Below are 22,651 nucleotides of genomic sequence, written 5' to 3' on the forward strand. Positions count from 1 at the left end.
GAATTTTACCCTTTCTATTATCAACCTTGCATTAAATGTTGTATTTTGAAATAGGAAATACCTTTAAGAAAAAGCCTGATGAGAGTACCTGTCGCAAGTTTTCTTTTCTTCCTTCTTCTCAACAGTACAAGCCTATGTGGTCAGCTCTCTACCCTTGAAGAAGCCCATGCCGAATTCTTTACACCTCATAGGGAGTTATTCCATTTGCAGACAAACAAAGCTGCCTACATTGAGGGAGAGCACATCTGGTTTGCGGCTTATGTCCTTAACCAGTTAACTGAAAAGCCGTCGGACAGCACCAGGAATTTATATGTGGGAATCTACGATGAGCAGGGAATAGAGATCAAGAAAAAGCTCTTGCATGTTAATCAAGGCGTTACCCATGGAAATTTTCTTATCGATTCGCTCTTTATCAAAGATAAATACTACCTGAAGGCCTATTCAAACTGGATGAAGAATTTTGCGGTATCCAATTCCTTTACAAAGTCAATACGAATACTGGGCCGCAAATCAGCTGCAAATGAGCATGACAATAGCCTGGGTTTTGACCTTCAGATCTTACCTGAGGGTGGTCACCTGGTTGAAGGCACTCATAACACGGTTGGATTTAAGTTGATGCAGCATCAGGGAACAGGAGTGCAGGTAGCTCATGCGGAGTTGATGGATAATAATGGCAAGGCCGTGGTTAGCGATATTCTGAATAATCACCTTGGCTTTGGAAAGTTCCGTTTCTATTATGAAGATGGCCGAAATTACAGCTTAAGGGCTCATCTGGGCAACGGGGAAGTTGTAGAAAAGTCGCTGCCACTTGCCAGGGACAAGGGTCTGTCCCTATCCCTCAAGGTGATGAATCCCGTTTATCTGCTCATGCGCATCAGTACAAATCGTGCAACTCTGGACGAGAGAACTGGGCAAAAGTGCTATTTGGCATTTCACAAAAACAAGGAGCTCATCATCAAGGAGTTTGTTCTTGAGCATTCCAATCATTTTATCAGGCTTAGGAAAAGCGAATTGCCTAAAGGTTTAAATCAACTTACGCTCTTTGATGAAAGCTTAAATCCAATTTCAAGGCGACTATTCTTCAACGATATAGATCTAAAGAGGCTGGATTTAGATGTAAGTGCTCAAAACTATGACAGGGATAGTGTAAATTTATTTATTTCACCAAAAGCTGCTGAGAAAACCAAGGCTTCTTATAGATTAAGTGCTTCGGTATTGCCTGAAGCCACCAGGGTCCAGGCTTCGGACAACTCAATTTTGTCATCCTTTTGGTTGAAACCTTACCTCCGGCATCCGGTTGAGAATCCGGCGTATTATTTTGAGAATTTAAGAGCAAAAATGCTTGCGCTGGACCATTTGTTGATCGTTCAGGGCTGGTCTAATTACGATTGGGATCGAATATTTAACTATAGGCCGGAATACAAATTCGACTTCGAAAAAGAAATTACGATAAGCGGTAAGATTATCAATGCGGATCTGACCAGGGAGCAGAATGTAATGCTGAGAACTTCTGGCTCAGAAAACTTCATTATTGCTCCACTCGACAGGAATAAAAACCTGCTGCTGAAAGCTCCGCTTTTTAAGAACGAGTCTTTAGATATTGCGATCATTAATGATAAGGGCAAGCTTAGAAGACCCAGGTTGGATCTGACCTTCTTACCCAGGGCCGATAAGGATTTCCTCAGTTTATCCGAACTCAGATTGATGGATAATGAAATGGATATGTTTCCGGAAGATGAGGTGGAATTTGCGAATGGGGGAGTAGCCGCGGGAAATCTCATCAGGCTTAAGGAAGTGGAGGTATTTGCCCAAAACAGCCAAAAAGAAAAGGAATATCTATTCCAGTTGGCTACGGATGAAGGTACAATAATCACGGATGAGGACAGGCTAAAATACAGATCTGTTTACAACTATCTGAGAAGTTTGGGTTTTGAGGTGGAGATCTTCAACAACCAGGTGAGGATTCGTGCCAACCAGGGGCATTTGAGGGGATTTATACCCATTTACATTGATGGCTTGCCAGTCCATGGACGTGAATTGGTTTCCATGCCACTCGTAAGGGTGCAAGCCGTGGTATTTGATACCTTTAAGGAACAATATGTCAATGTAATCCTCCGCAACGGGGATTATACAGACCCCAATTTACCGGCTCAGTACATAAGCACAATTATAAAGCAAGGTTACGCCAAGCCATCCCAGTACTACGAACCTTTGTATACCTCGCTCTCCCCTGAGACTCTGGAAAATTACGGTTCTATCGCCTGGTTGCCGGACCTGGTTTCCGGGCAGGACGGCACTACTTCTTTCTCGTTTTTGAAAAGTGGGCAAAATAGCGTGAAAGTATTTGTTGAAGGCTTTGATGAACAGGGAAGACTGGTATCGGTAATGAAAACCGTAGAAATTCAGTAGTATTGAGACAACTAAACACAAAGCATCGGAAATATCAGCAAGCTTACTATCAACTATCAACTATCAACTGTCAACTAACAATACATCCTCAAGAGCTTTGGCGAGGGAAGACTGTTCACTCCCGATAGTTATCGGGACTGTTCACTGTTCACTGAAATTTGGGGTTCCAAACCCCACCCCAGAGTTAAATTAGTCTTTGGCACTGTAAATTAAAAGCAGAATGACAGGGTTAAAGTACAAGTACAAGTTTAAGCTGAAGTAAAAGAAAAGGGTTCTGAAATGTATGCGTTGAATTGTAAATGTGAACTGCCCAATTGATCCTCAACAGTCTAAGCGAAGAAGTACTGTTCACTGTTCACTGCCAACTGCGTACTGACTTCACCATCCTCCTGAGGCTCCGCCTCCACCAAAGCCGCCGCCTCCGAAGCCACCTCCGAAACCGCCTCCGCCACCAAAACTTCCTCCGCCGCCGGAAGAACCTCCAAATCCTCCACGGCCCATATTGCTCAGGATAATTACATCCCAAAGATCTATACCAGACCTTCTTCTACCACCTCTGCCGCCACCTCGCCGGTTGTTTCTGGTGGCAAGGATGATAAAGATGATAATGAAGATGATAATAGGCAAAATTGCTCTGAACGGGAACTTGTCTTTTTTTGCAAAGCTGCGGTCTTCCTTGAATTCTCCGGTGAGGACTTTAAAAATTGCCTCAGCACCCTTGTCCAACCCCGCGTAGTAATCCCCTTTTTTAAATTCAGGGATGATCACCGTATCTATGATTCTTTTGGACATGGCATCTGTCAAAGAGCCCTCAACTCCGTAACCTGTATTGATCGCGATACGCCGGTCCTGGCTGGCCAGGATAATCAAGATCCCATTATCCTTGCCTTTCTGGCCTATACCCCACTTTTGGCCCCATTGAGCTCCCAGGTAGTTGATATTCTCGCCCTCAGTAGATGCTATTACAACTACTACGATCTGAGTAGAGGTGCTGTCCGAATAACGGATAAGCTTTTGTTTTAGTGCGGTTTCCTGGCTTTCCGCTAACAGGTCTACATAGTCATAAACACTGGTCTGAACTGAGGGTCTTTCCGGGATCTCAAACTGTCCGAAGCTCGTAAACACCGCTCCTAGAAAAAGGAGTACAAAGAGAAGATCAGCCCTTGGATATCTCATCGCTCAATTCGTTGCGGTCTCCGTGTTCCCATGGAAAGTGGGCTTGCAATTCCTTGCCTGCCTGCAGTATTCCCTCTATCAGCCCCTGTTTGAATCTTCCATGCTGAAAATGATCCTGAATAAGGTCTTTGGTACTGTTCCAAAAGTTTTCCGGAACTACCCGGTCTATTCCACGGTCTCCGTAAATTGTAAACTTTCTATCCCTTACAGCCACGTAGATCAATACCCCGTTCTCATCTTTGGTATTGTCCATTTTTAGGAGGTGGAACAATTGTTTAGCCCTGTCCAGATGTTCCAGGTCGGTATGAGCCTCAATGTGCACCCGTATCTCTCCGGAGGTATTGCTTTCCGCTTCAAGAATGGCAGATACTACTTCCTGCTCCTCCTGAGCTGTTAAAAATGCTTCTACCTGTGAGGATGGCATATCTAGTTAAAATCAAAATTTACATCTGGGGCTTGCTCAGAACCGGGTGCAGCCTGGTATCTGGCCATTTCTTCGAACCCGAACCAACCTGCAAGTAGTTTATTCGGAAACTTGGTAGTATGGATGTCGTAAGTGTTCACCCTGTCGTTATAGCGGTCACGTGCTACATTGATCCTGTTCTCAGTGCCTTCCAGTTGGGATTGCAGCTCGATGAAATTACGGTTCGCCTTGAGGTCCGGATAGCGTTCAACTACGACCATCAACTTGTTTAAAGCACCGGTAAGCCCGCTCTGGGCCTCCTGAAATGCTGCCATGTTCTCTGGGGTCAGATCGCCGGCATTAATAGTGGTTTTGGTCGCTTCAGCACGCGCCTGAATAACCCCTTCCAGGGTTTCCTTTTCAAAGTCTGCCGCCCCCTGTACGGTCTTTACAAGGTTCCCTATCAGGTCATTTCGTCGCTGATAAGAACTTTCAACATTAGACCAGGCGGTTTTGGCGTCTGCTTCGTAGGTAACTGCAGTGTTGTTGAAACCTACGGCCCATTGATAAATAGCAAAGCCTAATACCAATAGGATAATTACTGGAATTAACCATTTTTTCATGATAGTGTTCTTTAGGTTAGTGTAGTATTACAATTGATTCTTGATCTTGATAAGCTCAGATTTTACCCGTTCTAATTTCTGAATAATCTCAAAATTAGACAAGGTCTTCTGCCGCTCTTCCCGAAGGTGGATCTTGGCGCCTTCCAGGGTGAAACCGCGCTCTTTGACCAGGTGATAGATCAGTTGTAGATTCTTAATGTCTTTTGGGGTGAATTTTCGGTTTCCCTTGGCATTTTTCTTGGGCTGGATAACATCGAACTCTTTTTCCCAAAAGCGGATGAGCGAAGTATTGACATCAAAAGCCCTGGCAACTTCGCCAATTCCATAATACCGTTTTTCGGGTAAATCTATATGCATTAATCCAGTGATTGATTCTCCTGATTGGCGTATTTGAGCATGTTCTCAAATTCTTCGGGGGTCAAACTTCCATAGTAGAAGTTAATCGGATTTATCCGGTCTCCGTCTTTCCACACTTCGTAATGCAGGTGTGGCGCCTCTGAACGGCCGGTACTTCCTACGAATCCTATCAGGTCTCCGCGTTTTACTTTTTGCCCCCGCTTGACGTTGTATTTACTCAGGTGGGCATAAAGTGTCACATAGCCGTAGCCGTGATCTATTCTGATGTGTTTTCCAAAGCCTGAAGACTTATTATCCGCTCTCTTTACCTTGCCATCACCCGTGGCATATATCGGGGTTCCCTTGGGAGCGGTAAAGTCCATACCCCTGTGCATTTTTCGCGCCTTGGTAAAGGGATCCGATCGCCAGCCGAAACCGGAGGCCATACGGGTCAGGTTTTCGTTGTTCAGTGGTTGTATGGCAGGTATAGCTGCCAACAACTTTTCCTTTTCCTCCGCCAGTTTGGTGATCTCATCCAGCGACCTGGACTGAATGACCATTTGTTTCTGTATGATATCTAACCTCTTGGTGGTGGATATGATCATTTCTGAATTGTTGAAGCCTTCCAGGGACTTGTATCGATTTATCCCTCCGAATCCAGCGCGCCTTTGCTCCTCAGGAATGGGGTTCGCTTCAAAATACAACCGATAGATATTATTATCCCTGTCTTCAATATTCGCCAACACCTGTTCTATCTGCTCCATTTTCTTGTTGAGCAGCTCAAACTGCAGTTCGTAATTCTTGGCTTCCCGCTGTAGCGAAAGTTCCCTCGGCGTGTTCAGCAAATTGGTATTGAGCAATAGGGTCAATCCCAAAAAACCGAATAGGGCGGAACCCAAAAGAAAGAGAAAAATATTTCGGTATCTTCTCGATTTTTTCGGTTCAATCTTTCTGTACGAAAGGGTGTCCGGATCGTAATAATACTTTACTTTAGACATGAAGGGATTTTGTCCTATTTTTGTGCTTTCGTTTTATCAGAACAAACAAATATAAAAATTGTTTTGTATAATTTGTTAAAATTTGCAAAACCTTGCCTTTTTGTATGACTTCCAAGGAAATTAGAACCCATTTTCTAGACTTTTTCAGGGATAAAAACCACAAAATCGTACCCTCAGCTCCTATGGTGATCAAGGACGATCCGACATTGATGTTTACCAATGCCGGTATGAACCAGTTCAAGGAGTTTTTTCTTGGGAGCAGCAGCTCTAAAAACCCCAGGGTAGCAGATACCCAAAAATGCCTTAGGGTAAGCGGAAAACACAATGATCTGGAAGAGGTTGGTAAAGATACCTATCACCATACGATGTTCGAAATGCTTGGGAATTGGAGTTTCGGTGATTACTTTAAAAAAGAAGCCATCCACTGGGCCTGGGAGTTTTTGACTAAAGTCTGTAAAATTGACCCGAATAACCTCTATGTTTCCGTTTTTGAAGGTAGTGATGATGCGGACCAGCTTGAAATGGATAAGGAGGCATATGAGCTTTGGAAGGATATAGTTCCGGAAGACCGTATTATTATGGGTGATAAGAAGGATAACTTCTGGGAAATGGGTGACCAGGGGCCATGCGGACCTTGTTCTGAGATCCATGTTGACATCCGATCCGCAGCAGAAAAGCAAAAGACCCCGGGGGCAGAACTGGTCAATAAGGACCATCCATTGGTGGTTGAGATATGGAACCTGGTGTTTATTCAATACAATCGCAGGGCCAATGGGCAGTTGGAGCCCTTACCTGAAAAGCATATAGACACCGGAATGGGCTTTGAAAGGCTCTGTATGGTCTTACAAGGGGTTCAGTCTAATTACGATACCGATATTTTTACCCCCCTTATTCGAGAGGTGGAGACGATCACCAATTCCGAATACGGTAAATCTGAAAAAACCGACATCGCCATTCGGGTAATAGCGGATCACATTCGTGCCGTGGCCTTTGCCATTGCAGACGGGCAGTTACCCAGTAATACAGGTGCGGGATACGTCATCAGAAGAATACTGAGAAGGGCAATTCGATACGGGTTTACCTTTCTTGGGACCAATGAGCCCTTTATTTTTCTTTTGGTAAAAGTTCTGGCTGATATTATGGGTGAGGCATTCCCCGAGCTAAAGGAGCAAAAGACACTTATTGAGAATGTTGTTCGGGAAGAGGAGCATTCATTTCTGAAAACCCTAGAACAAGGCCTGGTTTTGTTGGATACTGTGGTAAGTACTACCAAAGGCAAAACTGTAGACGGACAAAAGGCATTTGAATTATACGATACCTATGGCTTCCCGATAGACCTTACTGCCCTGATCCTGGAAGAGAAAGGCTTTCAATTGGACGAAGAGGGATTCCAGAAGGCGATGCAGGCGCAGAAAGACCGGTCTAAGGCTGCATCAGAAGTTTCCAAGGAAGACTGGACCCATCTGGTGGAGGATGCCGAACAGGAATTTGTGGGGTATGACACCCTGGAGGCCGACGTAAAGCTGGTAAAATATCGAAAAATCAAGACCAAAAAGGACGGAGATCAGTACCAATTGGTTTTCAATCTTACACCATTTTATGCTGAGGGTGGCGGCCAGGTTGGTGACAAGGGATACCTGGAGGTACCTAATGGTGATGTGGTTTATATCCTTGACACAAGGAAAGAGAACAACGAGATCATACATTTTGCCAAAAACCTGCCCAAGCATCCGGGGGAGACCTTAAGGGCAGTGGTAGACAAAAGTCAAAGAATGCGCACGGCCCGCAACCATACCGCCACACATCTGCTGCACCAGGCGCTGAGGGAAGTACTTGGAAACCACGTAGAACAGAAGGGATCCGCAGTGCATTCCAAGTATCTCAGATTTGACTTTTCGCATTTTGCCAAGCTGACAACGGACGAATTACGGATGGTAGAGAATTTCGTAAATGCCCGTATAGATGAACAATTACCCTTGCAGGAAAATCGCGATGTTCCGATGAAGCAGGCCCGGGAAGAAGGTGCTATTGCGCTCTTCGGAGAAAAATATGGCGATTCTGTAAGAACCATCCGTTTTGGGCAATCCATAGAACTCTGCGGAGGGACCCATGTGTCTAACACCGCGGATATCTGGCATTTTAAGATCACCTCAGAGGGAGCGATCGCAGCCGGGATACGAAGAATAGAAGCCATTACTTCCGATACGGTAAAGGAGCTCTTCGCCAACAATGACAAGACCCTTGGCGGTATAAAAATGCTTTTTAAAGGGGCCAAAGACCCTTTGAAGGCAGTAACCGATCTATTGGAGGAAAACAGCAAACTTAAAAAGGAGGTTGAGCAGTTGCAAAAAGCCAAGGCCAAGGGCCTGAAGTCAAGCCTTGAGCAAGAGCTCGAGAGCATTAAGGGCCTTCAATTTCTGGCGCGTGAAGTAGACCTGGATGCGGCAGGGATCAAAGATCTGTCTTTTGAGATGGGAGGAAAGCACGATAACCTTTTCCTGCTTCTGGCTTCAGAACGAAATGGCAAAGCCCTGTTATCCTGCTATATTTCAAAGAAAGTGGTAGCTGACAAAGGACTGAATGCGGGTGCCATTGTGCGCGAATTGGGGAAGCATATTCAGGGCGGAGGCGGTGGCCAGCCATTTTTTGCAACGGCGGGTGGAAAAAATCCTGCAGGCATACCCAAAGCTTTGGAAAGCGCCAGGGACTTTATACCTGAATAATGAGAAGATTTAATCTTGCAAAGCTCAACTGGAAGTACGTAATTGGGGAGGTACTCCTAATTTTTATAGGGATCAACCTGGCCATCTGGTTCAATAACTGGAATACGTCCAGGACGAGAAATGCGGATAAAGAGATCGCACTTCAGAAAATCGAGGAAGAAGTAAGCAACAACCTGGAAGAATTGGTGAATGCCAGGGAGGCGAACTACAGCGTAAAAGAAGCGATTGATGCCTATAGGAAAATGCAGGTTAGCGGTCTCGGAACGGTTGCTACATCTGAAGAAATCACCCAATTCCAAAAGGATTACCCGCGATTTTTCAGAGTGCAGGACTCCGTATTACACCAGGGGAAGAAATATATTTACGACGGAGATACCTTTATTAACCTGGAGCTTATGGAACTTACCGAAATCGCCTGGGAAACTTCTAAGACAACAGGCATTACCGGAGCATTCGGATATGAATGCCTTTACCTTCTGGAAGGAATGTACAATGTGCAGAAACTGGTACAAAACGAGGTGACCAAGGCCGCCAATGCCCTTCAGGAAGGAGATATAAAGCGACTGCTACGGGTTCTGGAGTTCATGGAGCAACTGGATGCGCAACTCGAAAGAGACTATAATTCCGTACTCGAGAATATTCGCAACTGCGACTAAGTTTACAGGCATAGGGATGGAACTGCAAACCCATTTAAAATTATCCAGGGCAGATCAGCAGATCACTTACGACAGCCATTTGCTGATGCTTGGATCCTGCTTTGCTGAACACATGGCAGACAAACTCTCCTATTACCAGTTTCGTACATTATCGAACCCGTTTGGAATACTATTTCATCCGCTGGCCATTGAAAACCTTTTGGGCAGGGCAGTGGAACAGCAGAATTTCTCTAAAGGGGATATTTTCTTCGCCAACGAGCGGTGGAAGTCTTTTGAAGCGCATTCCGACCTAAGTTCTTCCGATGCTGAAGGTCTGTTGAAAACGTTAAATCAGGCAGTTGATCAAACGCGTGAGCAGTTGCGAAACGCCAGCCATGTTATTATCACTTTAGGCACTTCCTGGATCTATGAGCTTAAAAAAACTCGGGATGCCGTAGCGAACTGCCACAAGGTTCCTCAAAAAGAGTTTGATAAACGGCTATTGGCTGTTGATGAAGTGCTTGAATCTCTTCACAACATGCTTAGGATGATACGGCAATTGAACAATAAGGCTGAGGTAGTTTTTACCGTATCCCCGGTTAGGCATTTGAAAGACGGCTTTATAGAAAATCAACGGAGTAAATCGCATTTGCTGACGGCCGTACATCAGTTGCTTGATGACCCAAGCCAGAAAAGGGTCTCGTATTTTCCCGCTTTTGAGATCATGATGGACGAATTAAGAGACTACCGCTTTTACAAAGCGGATATGGTGCACCCAAATGAATTGGCTGTAAACTACATCTGGGAAAAGTTCGTGGAATGCTGGATTGCCGATTCTGCCCAGCCGGTTATGGACAAGGTTGCAGCCGTGCAAAAGGGTCTTGATCACAAGCCTTTTAATACCAATTCGAAGGCTTACAAAGACTTCAGGAAATCGATCGAGGCAAAAATTTCGTATTTAAAGCAGGATTATCCTTTTATGCAATTTGATCAGTAAAGATTTCCGGCTTTACAAGCAATCCCCGGTTTTATCGTTTTAGATCTGAATGCTTTTAAACTGTTTTATGAAAAAGGTACTCATTGGTATTGTGATCACCCTTGCTGCGGTCTTTGTAGTCCGCTCCTGTTCCAAAGACATGGAGGAGCGAGCCATTCTAAGGGAGAACAGCATGCTTATCCAGCAAGAGATCAGTAAGGTATCCAAACTGGTAGTTACAGAAGGACATTTCGCTGAAGTCTATAACTACAGGGATTCCCGGGAACTCTTCGGATCCCTCCTCAAGGCAGATAAAAAGGCCTTGGTGGTTGTGAACGCGGAGGCTACCATCTCTTTTGACCTGGCTAAGATTGAATTTGAGGTGGATGAGGCCAACAAAACCCTTCACATCCTGAAGCTACCGGAACCGGAGATCAAAGTGCATCCGGATTTTGAATATTACGATGTTAGTGCGGATTATTTTAACCCCTTCGATGCTGAAGACTACAACGCCATCAAGAACACTGTAAACGCCTCACTTTTGAAAAAGGTGAAGGCCTCTTCCATGTTGTCTAACGCCCAAAACCGCTTTCTCAGTGAATTGTCAAGGTTCTATGTGTTGACCAATACCATGGGCTGGACCTTGAGCTATCAGGGTAAGGTTGTGGACCGAAACGTTCCGGAATTCTTTCTGATGGACTAGTACCAGCTTTTTCCGAAATCATCCCTGCAATTCAGAAATAGTCCTTATATTCTGAAAAACAGCATTATGGAACAAAGCAATGTAAGGGGAAGAAGAAATTTTATCAAGGTATCGGGGACTTTAGGTGCCGGGCTTTTACTACCCGCCATGGGTTTTGCAGGGGAAAATTCGCTTGAATTATCCGATAATATTCATGAATTCGGAAAACGGGAAGGCTATTCGGATCAGATCAGTATTCTGGTTTCAATGATGGACTGGATGAGGGCTACCGTGCTTCGTTCGGTAAATAGCCTTTCTCAGAAGGATCTGGATTTTCTTCTCGATGAGGAATCCAATTCCATTGGAGCTATGTTACTGCACCTTGCGGCTACTGAGCGCTATTATCAGATCCATACATTTGACGAACGCGATTGGGGTGATTTTGATAAAAAGGACATAGAGCGATGGGATATGGCCATGAACCTGGGAGCGCAAGCGCGCAAAAAGATAAAGGGGCATCCTTTAAGCTATTATCAGGACCAACTGGCAGAGGTCCGCGAAGCCAGTCTTGTAAAACTAAGATCTCTTGATGATAGCTGGTTAATGAAGTCTACCAAATTCTTTGCAGGAAAGCCAACGAATAATTACTGTAAGTGGTTCCATGTTGTAGAGCACGAATCCAATCACAACGGCCAGATCAAATACATCAAAAGCAGGATTAGCTAAGTCTTAGCTTTATTTAAAAAGGTACCGGTACGGGAGAATTTAAGATTCCCTGGCAGTCAGGGAGACATTCACCAGGTTTAGCCCATCGTCTATCAAATGCCCCACATTCGGATTGTTTTGTTTAACGGTTTCCAGATGTTCTTCAATCTCCGAGGCAAATTCCGCGTCGTTGTTATTTTTGGCCAACTCGTAAAGTTCCACAGGTAGCAGCCAGTCATCCGGATAGTTTTCCCGCACTTCCTTGAAGACTTTGTTCCTTGAGATGGTCCTGTTGGCACCTTCCCTAAAGTCCCTGATCTGCTGGTAATACTGTTCCAGTTTTTTATCGGAATCCGTTAGTTTTGGTTTGATAGTGGTACTGGAGATCTCATGGGTAATCAGGTCAAAACTACTGAGGTCTGCGGGTCCGTTAAAGGCCGATGCGATTTTTTCTCCTACCGCCATATTATAAAGCCCTTGTTCCGGAGAAAACAAGACTTTATTCCCGTGGGTAACGGTACAGTCCGTAAAGGTGATCAGGATGATCTCACCCCGTAAATTACGGGTACCGGTAATGATCTTGCCGGTTACAGTGATATCTCCTTCAAATTCCAGCGTTTTGGTCTCTCCTTCAAAAATATTGTAGGCCTTCAGGTCTTTAGGACTCATGTCTTCTATGGCAATATTGATGCCCTTGAGCTTTCCGATAGGGGAGCCGAATCCATCCGCATGGTGTTGCCTACTGTGCCCTACCAGTTCCTTTTCGCGATAAGAGAGTGCTGTTTCACCTGAAGTACGCAAGTAAACCGCTTTTCCTTCATGCTCTACGACCTCAGAGAACTTACCGGAAATCTGAAGCCCTGTGCTCAATTCCACAGTACCCAACTCCCTGGATGCTATAAGTTTTTTTAGGCCGCTAAGTCCGCCTTTCCGAAGTCCCATCGTATTGGCGAATTCCTCTAATACTTCACTCAGATAGGCAAAATCAGGGGTTACAAATAGCTGAGGTTGAGGTTTTGTGATGTCGAAAGAGGTATGTGCCGCCTCTATGGAATAGGGGATCTTCCGCACTTCATCCGTCATACACCAGGCGCTTTCACCTATGGAAGACAGTAGTCCGGCCCCATAGATCTTAGGCGCTTCCAGGCTGCCGATCAACCCGTATTCTACCGTCCACCAATGCAGGTTCCGGATAAGCGCCATTTCGCTGGGCTCACCCATATTTTGCTGAAGTTCCTCTATATGAGCTTCGGCGGCTTTTATTTCCGCTTCAGGAGTTCCGTGAGCCTCTTTAATGATAGACAAATGCCTTACGGCTTCATAAAGTTCGTAATCCTTTGCACTGGAAATGGCCTTACAGCCAATCTCCCCAAATCTTCTGAGATATTCAGCGTATTCCGGATTGGCGATGATGGGCGCGTGCCCTGCGCCTTCGTGGATGATATCCGGTGCCGGGGTATATTCTATATGTTCCAACTGTCTTATGTCCGAGGCGATCACCAACACATTATAGGCCTGAAATTCCATAAAAGCTGACGGTGGAATAAACCCGTCGACCGCCACTGCGGCCCAGCCGATCTCCTTAAGGATCCGGTTCATTCCATACATATTGGGAATTCGGTCCAGGGAAATGCCTGTTTTAGCGAGTCCTTCCACGTAAGAAGTATGGGCTACCTTGCTCAGGTAATCCACATTCTTTCGCATTACATAACGCCAAACAGCCTGATTCACGGCGGAGTAATCCTCGTAATTCTGAGGCTTGATGTATTGCCTTAAATGCTCGGGAAGCTTGTCTAAGATGGGGTTGCTTTCGTAAGACATAGTTTAACTCAATTTTGTGCTCTAAAGATACGAAATTCGGGGCGGATCAGCCTGAATAAGTATGTGTTTGAAGATGGATTCAGCAGCAGGCTTGCCTTCGAGTAAAGAGACAAAAAAGGCCCTGATCTAAAGAAACAGGGCCTTGTATATTATTAGTTAGATGCGATAGCGTCTGGCGGGTACTCGTCCAGGATCTGAGATACGAATTTCCGTATGCGCTTTTCTTTTCTATCGATATTTCCGGTATTGCTAAGGGTTCCGACGCCGCGGCCCTGCCATACCAATTCTTTGGTGCGAGTGTCAATGACATCTATGTACAATGAACCTTCGGTGCTGGTGGTGACATTACTGCCTCCCCATCCGGGTCCACCCCAGAGCCAAGGGTTCCAGCCCCAGCCCCAGCCCCAACCCCAGTTGTTGTTGTAGACGTTGACGCGCTCTCGCTCCTTAGTAAAAATACTGATAAGAATATCCGGCTGCCGTGACTTCACAAACCCACGTGAGCCCAATTCAGATTCTATGGCCTTTAAGATACGTTTCTTGTCCAGGTCAGAGACTTGTGCCTTGTCTATACCTGTTTTATAGAAAGCGTAACTTTTGTAAGTGCCAAAGTCTGCTTCCCGGTCGTAATCCGCTAAAACACGTACCGAAGAACAGGAACTCATGAATAGAATAATAAGGGCCGGAAGAGCTAAGAGCTTAAATTTTTTCATATCGCAATTTTTTGGGTTTATTTACAACTTGTTTTACATAGAGGGTATCAAATATCATGCCGAATACCATGATTTTTATAGGGAGTCCCTCTTTTTATCATAGCCGTAAGGACAGTGCCTACAACCACTTTCGCAGCAGTAACCTCTTTTCAGATGGTATTGCGCTGTAAAAACCCGATAGCCTTCTTTGGAAAGGTAGAAGTCACCCTCCTCTACCGGCAGAATCTTCTTCATAAATATAAAAATACGGCTTTATTGTTAATAATCAGGCAGGCAAACCGTCAGAATACCGGCTTTAACGTTATAATTGGCATTATAAGGTATTTCTGATTTTGTTCGTAATAAACTGCTGTTGATAACAATTTGAGGGGAATTAACAATTATCTTTGTAGAACAGCGTTAGAGAATAGCGTATGATATTAGTTATCAAACATTTCTTCTATAAAAACTACGTAGGTCTTTCTATATGGCCTTTTATTATTCTTAAAAACATTCATTTAAAGGAAGACGCGGTACTCATCAACCATGAGCGCATCCATTTGAGACAGCAACTGGAAATGCTTATTCTACCCTTTTACATCTTTTACATTTTGGAATGGCTGATACGTTCTGCAATCTATTTGGATAGCTATAAGGCCTATCAGAATATCAGCTTTGAAAGGGAAGCCTACCACAACGAGAAACAATTGGACTACATCGAAAGGCGAAGACCTTTCAGTTTTCTTAAATACCTTTGAGCCATAATTGATATTCAATCATTGAAGGCCGAAGTACAAAAGATCCAACTCCCGATTCTAGAACAGAAGTCAATTTCTCTCCAAATCAAGAGGGAAGACCTTCTTTATCCGGCCCTTTCCGGAAACAAGTACAGAAAACTCAAATACAATCTGCTCAGTGCCCGGGAACAAGGCCACGAACAGCTTCTTACCTTTGGCGGAGCTTACTCCAATCATATTGCGGCAACCGCGAGGGCAGGGAAGGATAATGGTATCAAAACCATAGGTATAATTCGGGGTGAGGAATTAGTTTCCGCATGGGAGCAGAACCCCACTCTAAAAAAGGCCCGGCAGGATGGCATGCAATTCAAATTTGTAAGTCGTACTACCTATCGCGAAAGGCATGATCCGGCTTTTCATGCAAGGCTCCGGGCGGAATTCGGTAAATACTACCTCTTGCCTGAAGGCGGCACCAATGAGCTGGCTATCAGGGGCTGCGAGGAAATACTTAGTGATGAGGATAAGGAATTCAACGTGGTCTGTTGCAGTGTGGGAACCGGGGGGACCCTGGCCGGGATCGTAAATAGCTCATGGGAGCATCAGCTTATTTTGGGTTTTCCCGCCTTAGCCGGGGATTTTTTGAATAAAGATATTCGTAAATTTACTGCCGGAAATAATTGGGAATTGCAGCAAGACTACCATTTCGGAGGTTATGCACGGGTCAATAAGGAGCTGGTACTGTTTATAAATAATTTCTACAGCCAGACTAAAATTCCACTGGATCCCGTTTATACAGGAAAGATGATGTTTGGAATACTGGACCTTATAAGAAAGGATTTCTTTGCAGCCCATACGAAGATTTTAGCCATTCATACGGGTGGCCTGCAGGGGATAGACGGAATGAATACAAAATTGAAAATGAAAAACTTACCATTGATCGAGGTATGAGAAGACTATGCACTCTGGCCCTGTTGGCCGTACTGCTGGGTAGTTGCGGTACCAAAAAGAGAACCTCCTATTCCAAGCGATACAAACCCACGCCAAAAACTACAACAGTTGATACTTCGGAGGATAGTGATGATAAATTATATCCCATGCCCGAGGACAATGGCAAGTTCGTTAAATTCCCTATCAATTCTGTAGAAGAGTACATTGACACCTTCGCGGAGATCGCCCAGTTCGAGATGAAGGCCTACGGCATTCCTGCGAGCATAACCCTGGCCCAGGGGATATTGGAAAGTGGATTTGGCAGGGGCCAACTCACCACGCGTAGTAACAACCACTTCGGCATAAAATGTCATAAGGGCTGGGACGGGCAGGTTGTTTATCACGATGATGACGAGAAGGGCGAGTGTTTCCGAAAATACAATCACCCTATGTATTCCTTCAGGGATCACAGCATATTTCTTTCATCCAGGTCCAGGTACGCCTCTTTGTTTGAGCTGCGAAAAGACAATTACAAGGCATGGGCCAGGGGACTTAAGGCGGCCGGCTATGCCACGGACAAGCGCTATCCACAAAAACTGATCTCCTTTATAGAACAATACAAACTCTACGAATACGACCGGGCCGTAATGCGTGAAAAATATGGAGGATCTAAGATCGAGATCACACGAAGCCCTGAAGTTTACATTGTGAAAGCCGGAGACACCCTTTACTCCATCTCCAGAAGGTATCTGGTCTCCGTGGAAGAGTTAATGGAATTGAACCGCATGGAAGATAGTACTTTGTCCATAGGACAGGAACTCAAAATAAAATCCGAATAGAACATATGCAGTATAAAAGAAGCAGTGCGCTTTTTGCTGAAGCTAAAAAATACATTCCCGGGGGTGTAAATTCCCCTGTCAGAGCATTTAAAGCTGTTGGGGGCGACCCGATTTTTGTGTCACATGCCAAGGGTGCCTATTTATTTGATGAGGACGGAAACAGGCTCATAGACTACATTGCCTCCTGGGGACCGCTTATTTTGGGTCATGCCTATGAACCGGTAATAGAGGCGGTGACAGAAAAAGCCAAAAAAGGTACTTCTTTTGGAATGCCTACGGCCATAGAAACTGAATTGGCGAAATTGGCCGTGTCCATGGTCCCTAATATAGATAAGATCCGTTTTGTCAATAGCGGTACAGAAGCCTGTATGAGTGCCATTCGCCTGGCCCGGGGATTTACGGCCAAGGACAAGATCATAAAATTCGCGGGATGCTACCACGGCCATGCAGATGCATTTCTGATCCAGGCAGGTAGTGGAGCGGTCACATTCGGTAGTCCAAATAGCCCAGGAGTTACCCAGGGCACTGCGAAAGATACCCTATTGGCAGATTATAACGATCTCGGGAGCGTAGAAAAACTGGTAGAGGCGAACAAGGGAGAAATTGCGGCTGTGATCATAGAACCTGTAGCGGGTAATATGGGTTGTATAATTCCGGAAAAAGAATTTATAGAAGGACTTCGGAAGCTCTGCACAGCAGAAGGGATCTTATTGGTTTTTGATGAGGTCATGACCGGGTTCCGGTTGAGTCGTGGTGGAGCACAGGAAACCCTTGGGATAGATGCGGATATTGTTACTTTCGGAAAAGTTATTGGCGGGGGACTTCCTGTTGGAGCCTTTGCGGCCAGATCTGAGATCATGGCATATCTGGCTCCTGAAGGTCCGGTTTATCAGGCAGGAACCCTCAGTGGTAATCCCCTGGCAATGAGCGCCGGTTATGCCATGTTGCACAGCCTGAATTCCAAACCGGAAATTTTTGAGAGTCTTGCTGAAAAAACGCATTACCTGCACCAGGGATTTGACCGGGTTTTAACCGCTGCCGGGATCCCCTACCAGGTAAATCGATTTGGAAGTATGATCTCCGTGCATTTCACAGCGGAACCGGTAAAGGATTTTAAGTCTGCTGCCAAGGGGAATAACGATACCTTTAAGCGCTATTTTCACGGTATGTTGGAGCAGGGGATCTATCTGCCCCCCAGCGCATTTGAAAGTTATTTCCTCAATGACGCTCTGAGTTATCAAGACCTGGATGAAACTATCGCGGCTTTGGAAAAGGTATGCCCGCTACTCACTTAGCTGAAGCTTAACTTTCAATTTTCCTTTTGTTAGTCTGATTGACCTTAACTGTCAATGTAAGGAGGCTGTATAAAAAGAGTAATTCGTCCGTTCTAGCATCCGCCCGGGCAGTCTAGAACTTATTAAAGTTCTGAATATCTAATACATCTCGACTGCCTGCCCGACTAAGTCATTCAGGCGGGCGCTCGATGTGACCAAGGCATGTACAGACTTTTTAGACAGCCTCCATCGTATGCTTACCTACTACGTTTTCCGTGCTTCTGCCTGCGGTGTTTGCTCTTGAGGGCCATAATCTTTTCCCACTTCGCATATTGATCGTCGTCAAGTATGGAACGCATCTTTTTTTTCTCGGCGATCGCCTTATCCAGACGCTCGATCTGAAGTTGATAACGCTGTTCAGTACTCAGTTTACTATCCTCTGAATTTTCCCTGGCTTCCTTACGGGATTCCATCTTAGCCTTTCGCTCCGTGGCTTTTTCAAGGCTTAGTTTTTGTACTTGCCTTTGCTGGGCGTCGGAAAGATCCAGGGCCAGGGTTAATTTCTTGGTGTGCAGTGTAGCCAATTGCTCCGGACTCAGGTCCTTTAAATTTCTCTTGTGATCCATGCTATGCTCGCCTCTTTGCCCAAAAGCAACTAAACCGATCAGCATGAATACGGTAACTAAAACTCTTTTCATGTTGTTTAAATTTTATTGATTCAACCTTTAGACCTTTACAAGGCCTCAAGGTTTAAACAACAAAGAGAATTTATGATGCATTTAACTTTTAGGACCTGCTGAGTTGGAATTATACAAAACACCCGGGGTGCGAAGCTATTCGCACCCCGGGTGTCTGTTAAGAATATAAAGGTTAATCGAAATTACTGCTTTACCTCATCTGCATCTGAAAAATTTGTTGAAGACAGGTCTTCTGTCTGTATCTCTGCAAAGGTTTCTTTTTTAGTGTTCGCCATTTGTTCCGCTTCCAGTTTTATATTGTAGTTATAGTAAAAGAAAAGGGCCGCTACGAAACAAACGAAATAGGCAAGACTTTTTATTTTATAGGTTTTCATGGATCGGGGGTTTTAATTACATCACTAAATTACCCATAAATAGGGCTTTTTCCAATATCTATGTTGTAAAAGCCCCCCTTCATGGGGTGAATTCTCAAAAAAATGTGGTTAGGCTTGGAAAACCCTTATTTTTTTGGCAAAAAAAAGCGCTGATCATCGATGAAAAGCGCTTTTTACGGTAACATTTTTATTCCCTAGCTCGGGTTTAGGATCAGATTGATGCGCTCCAAAGCGTCCTGCAGGTGGTATCTGCTCATTTGATCCGAAGTCCTTGATATGGCGCCGCGTATTCTACCTTGCAGAATATTTAGTTCGGCACGGGCTACTGAACGAATGTCCGATTGGCTGGTATTTACCACGGTGGATTTCTGGTAGCCTCTGATTTCCGGTTTTTTCGCCTGATTCTTTGCGGTCATCAGGTATTCCAGTCTGTCTATATGCGCCTTTTGCAAATTCCGGCGATAGGTATCAATTTTACGCCCACTTCGGAGCTCAGACCAAAGTCCGTTTCGCAGATCCTGCATCATACCGCTCAAGGAATAGGCCTCAGAGCCGTTTAGCGTTTCATTCTCTATAAGCCTTGCCATTTTACCAAGACTCAATATTCGGTTAAGCGTACGAACCTGAAGTGCCCTTACACGCTCTACGGATCCTGAGTATTCAATTTTGGAGAACAACTCCTTATCCAACAACCATTCGGGAGTTTGAAACAACTGCTCATGGACAAAATTCAGACAATTTTTTTGATGCTCTTTAGAAACATGAGTATAGACCGCCCCATCCTGATCATAAGTCTTATGGTATTCGTAAACACCTCCGATATTATTAGAGACATGACCCATATATCGGTTGAATTGGGCGATTACCTGTCCGTATAATGTTTCCAGATCATCGTAGTTCTTACCGTCTTCGGCAGTCCATTCCGTTAAATTAGGTACGATGCGTTTTAGGTTTTCAATGCCGTAATCACTGGCTTTGATCGCATCGTCCCCAAGGTCTTCGGTTTGGGAACTGGGGTCAACAACATCACCGATCTGCTGATGACCAAAGCGATACATGGGGTCATCCGCATGGTCCAATATCCACTGATCCAGAATTGGTTTCTCTTCCTCTGCAGACTTGTCCGGGATAGGCCTGTAGCCCCATCTTATGGAGTGCTTGTCATATACACCGATATCCGGCATCAATGCCACATCACCGTCTTCCGGTTGTGCGATATAATTGAATCGGGCATAGTCCATTATGGAAGGAGCCGTCCCGTATTTTTTAGTGAAGTTTACAGATCGGAGCGAATCTACCGGATAGGCTACGCTACTTCCCATATTGTGTGGCAGGCCCAAAGTATGTCCTACCTCATGAGCCGAAACAAAGCGGATCAACCGGCCCATAACTTCTTCCTTAAAAGCCACACCCCTGGCGTCCGGGTTTATGGCAGCTGTTTGTACAAAAAACCAGTTACGTAAAAGGGTCATTACATTGTGATACCAATTGATATCCGATTCCAGGATCTCCCCGCTACGCGGATCACTTACGTGAGGTCCATTGGCATTGGGTATAGGAGAAGCCAGGTAGCGAACCACAGAATACCTGATGTCTTCCGGAGACCATTCCGGGTCTTCTTCCGGTGAGGGTGGGTCCTTGGCCAGAATGGCGTTTTTGAAACCGGCACCCTCAAAAGCCACCTGCCAGTCTTCAATGCCTTGTTTGATAAATGGTATCCACTTTTTGGGAGTGGCCCGGTCAACATAGTACACTATGGGCTTTTTAGGTTCCACCAGCTCTCCATTCTTAAATTTCTCCATGTCCTCTTCCTTAACCTCGAGCCGCCAGCGATCCAGGAATCTAACCGTCTTGCTTTCCTGGGCCTCCAAACCGTAATCCGTCTGCCCGCGGGCAAACCATCCTACCCTTCTGTCGAAATAGCGCCTTTTCATAGGTTCTTCAGGTAATAGGATCATAGAATTGTTGATCTCAATAGAAATAGAACCCAGGCTGGTGTTAGAGGGCGGCTCTTTGGCGAGATAGGTCTTTACATGCCTTGCCTCCAGGTTGAGAGGATAACTTTTCAGCGATTCTATATAACTTCTTTTTTCATCAAGTCGAGACACCTTGTAACGTTTTCTATAGAACTCCGGCATCCCAAGCGCTTTGGCATCTTTGGTAAACAGTTCGTCTACCTCGATCACTGTTGCCGGATTCAGGGAATCCTTTTTAAAGGCTTTGATATCGAAAGCGAATAATACCGGTTCAAAATTAGAATTGACCACAGCTTCGTGTATAGGAAGCGAATCCGCAGCTACCACACCATAACTAACGACCCTCAGAAGGACTTTCTTAGGCTTTTTCTCCCATCGCAAGACCTGGGTGTTGATCTTGCCTCCCCCAAAACCTATTCCGGAAGCTGTTTTAGATATCCTGCTCACCATGAGCATTTCCCTGCTAAAAAGTGAATCAGGAATTTCGTAATAGTGTTTGTCATCGACCACGTGTACATCAAACAGCCCCTTGTCTGTTACAGCATCTTTGGTGATAACCTTATCGTAAGCTTTTATTTTGTCTTTTTTGCCCTTGGAGTCCTTGGACGCCTGCTCCGTTTTGTTCTTTTTCTTTTTGAATATCTGTGCTTCGGTTTGGGAAGGTAAACTTAGAACCAAGCAAAGTACGAGTAACTTACAAAGGGTAGTTTTGGCCATAAAAAGAGCGTTTTGAAATTTTGAATTTGTCAAAGAACTGAAAAAATGCACAATTCTTTTGTTAACAAAATCATAAGCATACAATTGTTATTATTTACATTTTATATTCTATAAATAATTGAAAATCAGAATTATAAACTACATTTTTTTGTAGTACACCACCTACTTCGGTCTTAAATTGTGATGTTAAACAAAGCACAAGACTGTAACAATTTAATTTTTGAACAGTCTTATAAGCAAACAATAAACAATTCATCAATCAATCATCAATCAATCAAAATGAATAAGTTGTTACTAATATGTGGAATGATAATGCTGGGCACTGTCACCACACCGCAAGAAGGAAAAGCATCTCAGGATTGCACTTCCGATAAAACACCCTTAGAAAACACAAAATTGGAAAGCTTGCCTGTGGTTTTGGCAAGTGTTGAATCGCCGGAAATTGTGGCTCCAAAGCTTGTAAGCTGGACCGCGAAGGCAGAGCCTGTAGAACTTGATCTTTGTGAGATCGTCTATATTGAGGAGGAATCAGATTTCGACCTTGGATTCGACACCGCGGATTATCTGCCAACGGACTTTGACCCTTATAAGGTCTATGTAGATCTAAGCAGTGTAAATTATATAGAGGAAAACGAAGATCCATTCACCGGTATAGTTACCGAAAGCCATCTGCCTGAAGGATTCAATGCGTACGCGGCTCCCGAAGATTTCATGTCGGTTTCCTACATAGAAGAGGAATCTGAGCTTGCCTTAGGATTTGACACAGCTGCCTACCTGCCAGCAGGATTTGACCCTTACGAGCCCTACTTTGACCTGAATGCTATAGAGTATATAGAAGAAGCAGATGAAGTAGAGCTGGATTTTGACACCTTAGATTATTTACCCGAGGGTTTTGACCCTTACTCGCGATAAATAAGTGGATAGAACATT

Annotated in this window: 22 protein-coding genes; 11 read left to right on the plus strand and 11 right to left on the minus strand. The window is 44.7% G+C overall.

Annotated features, from left to right (window positions below):
* Positions 1 to 78: 78 nt before the first annotated feature.
* Complete coding sequence (locus GTQ38_RS20250) at positions 79 to 2,409, plus strand: hypothetical protein (protein WP_161437410.1); 2,331 nt, start codon at positions 79 to 81, stop codon at positions 2,407 to 2,409.
* A gap of 378 nt (positions 2,410 to 2,787) precedes the next feature.
* Here the strand turns inward: GTQ38_RS20250 and GTQ38_RS20255 are convergent, their stop codons facing one another.
* The 5 genes from GTQ38_RS20255 to GTQ38_RS20275 are packed head-to-tail and all read right to left on the minus strand — an operon-like array spanning position 2,788 to position 5,945.
* Complete coding sequence (locus GTQ38_RS20255; protein ID WP_161437411.1) at positions 2,788 to 3,585, minus strand: TPM domain-containing protein; 798 nt, start codon at positions 3,583 to 3,585, stop codon at positions 2,788 to 2,790.
* Positions 3,566 to 4,009 carry a TPM domain-containing protein gene (locus tag GTQ38_RS20260; protein WP_161437412.1) on the minus strand — a complete coding sequence of 148 codons (444 nt, stop codon included), beginning with the start codon at positions 4,007 to 4,009 and terminating at the stop codon, positions 3,566 to 3,568. The genes GTQ38_RS20255 and GTQ38_RS20260 overlap by 20 nt, the downstream gene beginning before the upstream one ends.
* 2 nt (positions 4,010 to 4,011) lie before the next feature.
* On the minus strand, positions 4,012 to 4,611 hold the full coding sequence (locus tag GTQ38_RS20265) for a LemA family protein (RefSeq protein WP_161437413.1): 600 nt from the start codon (positions 4,609 to 4,611) through the stop codon (positions 4,012 to 4,014).
* A gap of 27 nt (positions 4,612 to 4,638) precedes the next feature.
* Entirely contained in the window at positions 4,639 to 4,968 is a 330-nt protein-coding gene (locus GTQ38_RS20270) for a MerR family transcriptional regulator (RefSeq protein ID WP_161437414.1), read from the minus strand.
* Positions 4,968 to 5,945 (minus strand): M23 family metallopeptidase, encoded by a 978-nt coding sequence (locus GTQ38_RS20275; protein ID WP_161437415.1) that lies wholly within the window; start codon positions 5,943 to 5,945, stop codon positions 4,968 to 4,970. The genes GTQ38_RS20270 and GTQ38_RS20275 overlap by 1 nt, the downstream gene beginning before the upstream one ends.
* 104 nt (positions 5,946 to 6,049) lie before the next feature.
* On the opposite strand from GTQ38_RS20275, the gene alaS reads away from it, so the two are divergent.
* The 5 genes from alaS (at position 6,050) to GTQ38_RS20300 (ending at position 11,687) form a co-directional block, all read left to right on the plus strand.
* A complete protein-coding gene (alaS, locus tag GTQ38_RS20280) occupies positions 6,050 to 8,668 on the plus strand; it encodes an alanine--tRNA ligase (protein WP_161437416.1) in 2,619 nt (872 codons plus the stop codon).
* Complete coding sequence (locus GTQ38_RS20285; protein ID WP_161437417.1) at positions 8,668 to 9,324, plus strand: hypothetical protein; 657 nt, start codon at positions 8,668 to 8,670, stop codon at positions 9,322 to 9,324. Before alaS ends, GTQ38_RS20285 begins: the two co-directional genes overlap by 1 nt.
* Before the next feature lie 16 nt (positions 9,325 to 9,340).
* Positions 9,341 to 10,300 (plus strand): GSCFA domain-containing protein, encoded by a 960-nt coding sequence (locus GTQ38_RS20290; RefSeq protein WP_161437418.1) that lies wholly within the window; start codon positions 9,341 to 9,343, stop codon positions 10,298 to 10,300.
* Between the two features lie 67 nt (positions 10,301 to 10,367).
* Positions 10,368 to 10,982, plus strand: a complete 615-nt coding sequence (locus tag GTQ38_RS20295; RefSeq protein WP_161437419.1) for a DUF4230 domain-containing protein — start codon at positions 10,368 to 10,370, stop codon at positions 10,980 to 10,982.
* Positions 10,983 to 11,048: 66 nt separating this feature from the next.
* The gene (locus GTQ38_RS20300) at positions 11,049 to 11,687 is read left to right on the plus strand and encodes a DinB family protein (RefSeq protein WP_161437420.1); all 639 of its coding nucleotides are present in this window, start codon (positions 11,049 to 11,051) and stop codon (positions 11,685 to 11,687) included.
* A 39-nt stretch (positions 11,688 to 11,726) separates the two neighbouring features.
* Here the strand turns inward: GTQ38_RS20300 and GTQ38_RS20305 are convergent, their stop codons facing one another.
* The 3 genes from GTQ38_RS20305 to GTQ38_RS20315 form a co-directional block, all read right to left on the minus strand.
* Positions 11,727 to 13,487: an aromatic amino acid hydroxylase gene (locus GTQ38_RS20305; RefSeq protein WP_161437421.1), complete on the minus strand. Its 1,761-nt coding sequence runs from the start codon at positions 13,485 to 13,487 to the stop codon at positions 11,727 to 11,729.
* Between the two features lie 152 nt (positions 13,488 to 13,639).
* Entirely contained in the window at positions 13,640 to 14,200 is a 561-nt protein-coding gene (locus tag GTQ38_RS20310; protein WP_161437422.1) for a DUF4136 domain-containing protein, read from the minus strand.
* A gap of 75 nt (positions 14,201 to 14,275) precedes the next feature.
* A complete protein-coding gene (locus tag GTQ38_RS20315; protein WP_161437423.1) occupies positions 14,276 to 14,434 on the minus strand; it encodes a DUF5522 domain-containing protein in 159 nt (52 codons plus the stop codon).
* 179 nt (positions 14,435 to 14,613) lie between these two features.
* Between GTQ38_RS20315 and GTQ38_RS20320 the strand changes: the two genes are divergently transcribed.
* Genes GTQ38_RS20320 through hemL form a run of 4 tightly spaced genes read left to right on the plus strand, consistent with a single transcriptional unit; the run spans position 14,614 to position 17,977 of the window.
* Positions 14,614 to 14,937, plus strand: a complete 324-nt coding sequence (locus tag GTQ38_RS20320) for a hypothetical protein (RefSeq protein ID WP_161437424.1) — start codon at positions 14,614 to 14,616, stop codon at positions 14,935 to 14,937.
* 21 nt (positions 14,938 to 14,958) lie between these two features.
* Complete coding sequence (locus tag GTQ38_RS20325; protein WP_161437425.1) at positions 14,959 to 15,864, plus strand: 1-aminocyclopropane-1-carboxylate deaminase/D-cysteine desulfhydrase; 906 nt, start codon at positions 14,959 to 14,961, stop codon at positions 15,862 to 15,864.
* Positions 15,861 to 16,682: a glucosaminidase domain-containing protein gene (locus GTQ38_RS20330; protein WP_161437426.1), complete on the plus strand. Its 822-nt coding sequence runs from the start codon at positions 15,861 to 15,863 to the stop codon at positions 16,680 to 16,682. The genes GTQ38_RS20325 and GTQ38_RS20330 overlap by 4 nt, the downstream gene beginning before the upstream one ends.
* 5 nt (positions 16,683 to 16,687) lie before the next feature.
* Entirely contained in the window at positions 16,688 to 17,977 is a 1,290-nt protein-coding gene (hemL, locus tag GTQ38_RS20335) for a glutamate-1-semialdehyde 2,1-aminomutase (protein WP_161437427.1), read from the plus strand.
* 236 nt (positions 17,978 to 18,213) lie between these two features.
* Here hemL and GTQ38_RS20340 read toward each other — a convergent pair whose 3' ends face one another.
* The 3 genes from GTQ38_RS20340 to GTQ38_RS20350 all read right to left on the minus strand — a co-directional run bounded on the left by GTQ38_RS20340 (position 18,214) and on the right by GTQ38_RS20350 (position 21,721).
* Positions 18,214 to 18,654: a Spy/CpxP family protein refolding chaperone gene (locus GTQ38_RS20340; RefSeq protein ID WP_161437428.1), complete on the minus strand. Its 441-nt coding sequence runs from the start codon at positions 18,652 to 18,654 to the stop codon at positions 18,214 to 18,216.
* Positions 18,655 to 18,836: 182 nt separating this feature from the next.
* Complete coding sequence (locus GTQ38_RS20345; RefSeq protein WP_161437429.1) at positions 18,837 to 19,028, minus strand: hypothetical protein; 192 nt, start codon at positions 19,026 to 19,028, stop codon at positions 18,837 to 18,839.
* Between the two features lie 194 nt (positions 19,029 to 19,222).
* Positions 19,223 to 21,721, minus strand: coding sequence for a zinc-dependent metalloprotease (locus tag GTQ38_RS20350; RefSeq protein ID WP_161437430.1), 2,499 nt, complete (start codon positions 21,719 to 21,721; stop codon positions 19,223 to 19,225).
* Between the two features lie 279 nt (positions 21,722 to 22,000).
* Here GTQ38_RS20350 and GTQ38_RS20355 point away from each other — a divergent pair, with 279 nt between their 5' ends.
* Positions 22,001 to 22,633: a hypothetical protein gene (locus GTQ38_RS20355; protein ID WP_161437431.1), complete on the plus strand. Its 633-nt coding sequence runs from the start codon at positions 22,001 to 22,003 to the stop codon at positions 22,631 to 22,633.
* Positions 22,634 to 22,651: the final 18 nt, after the last annotated feature.

Source organism: Poritiphilus flavus (assembly GCF_009901585.1).
Lineage (GTDB): Bacteria > Bacteroidota > Bacteroidia > Flavobacteriales > Flavobacteriaceae > Poritiphilus > Poritiphilus flavus.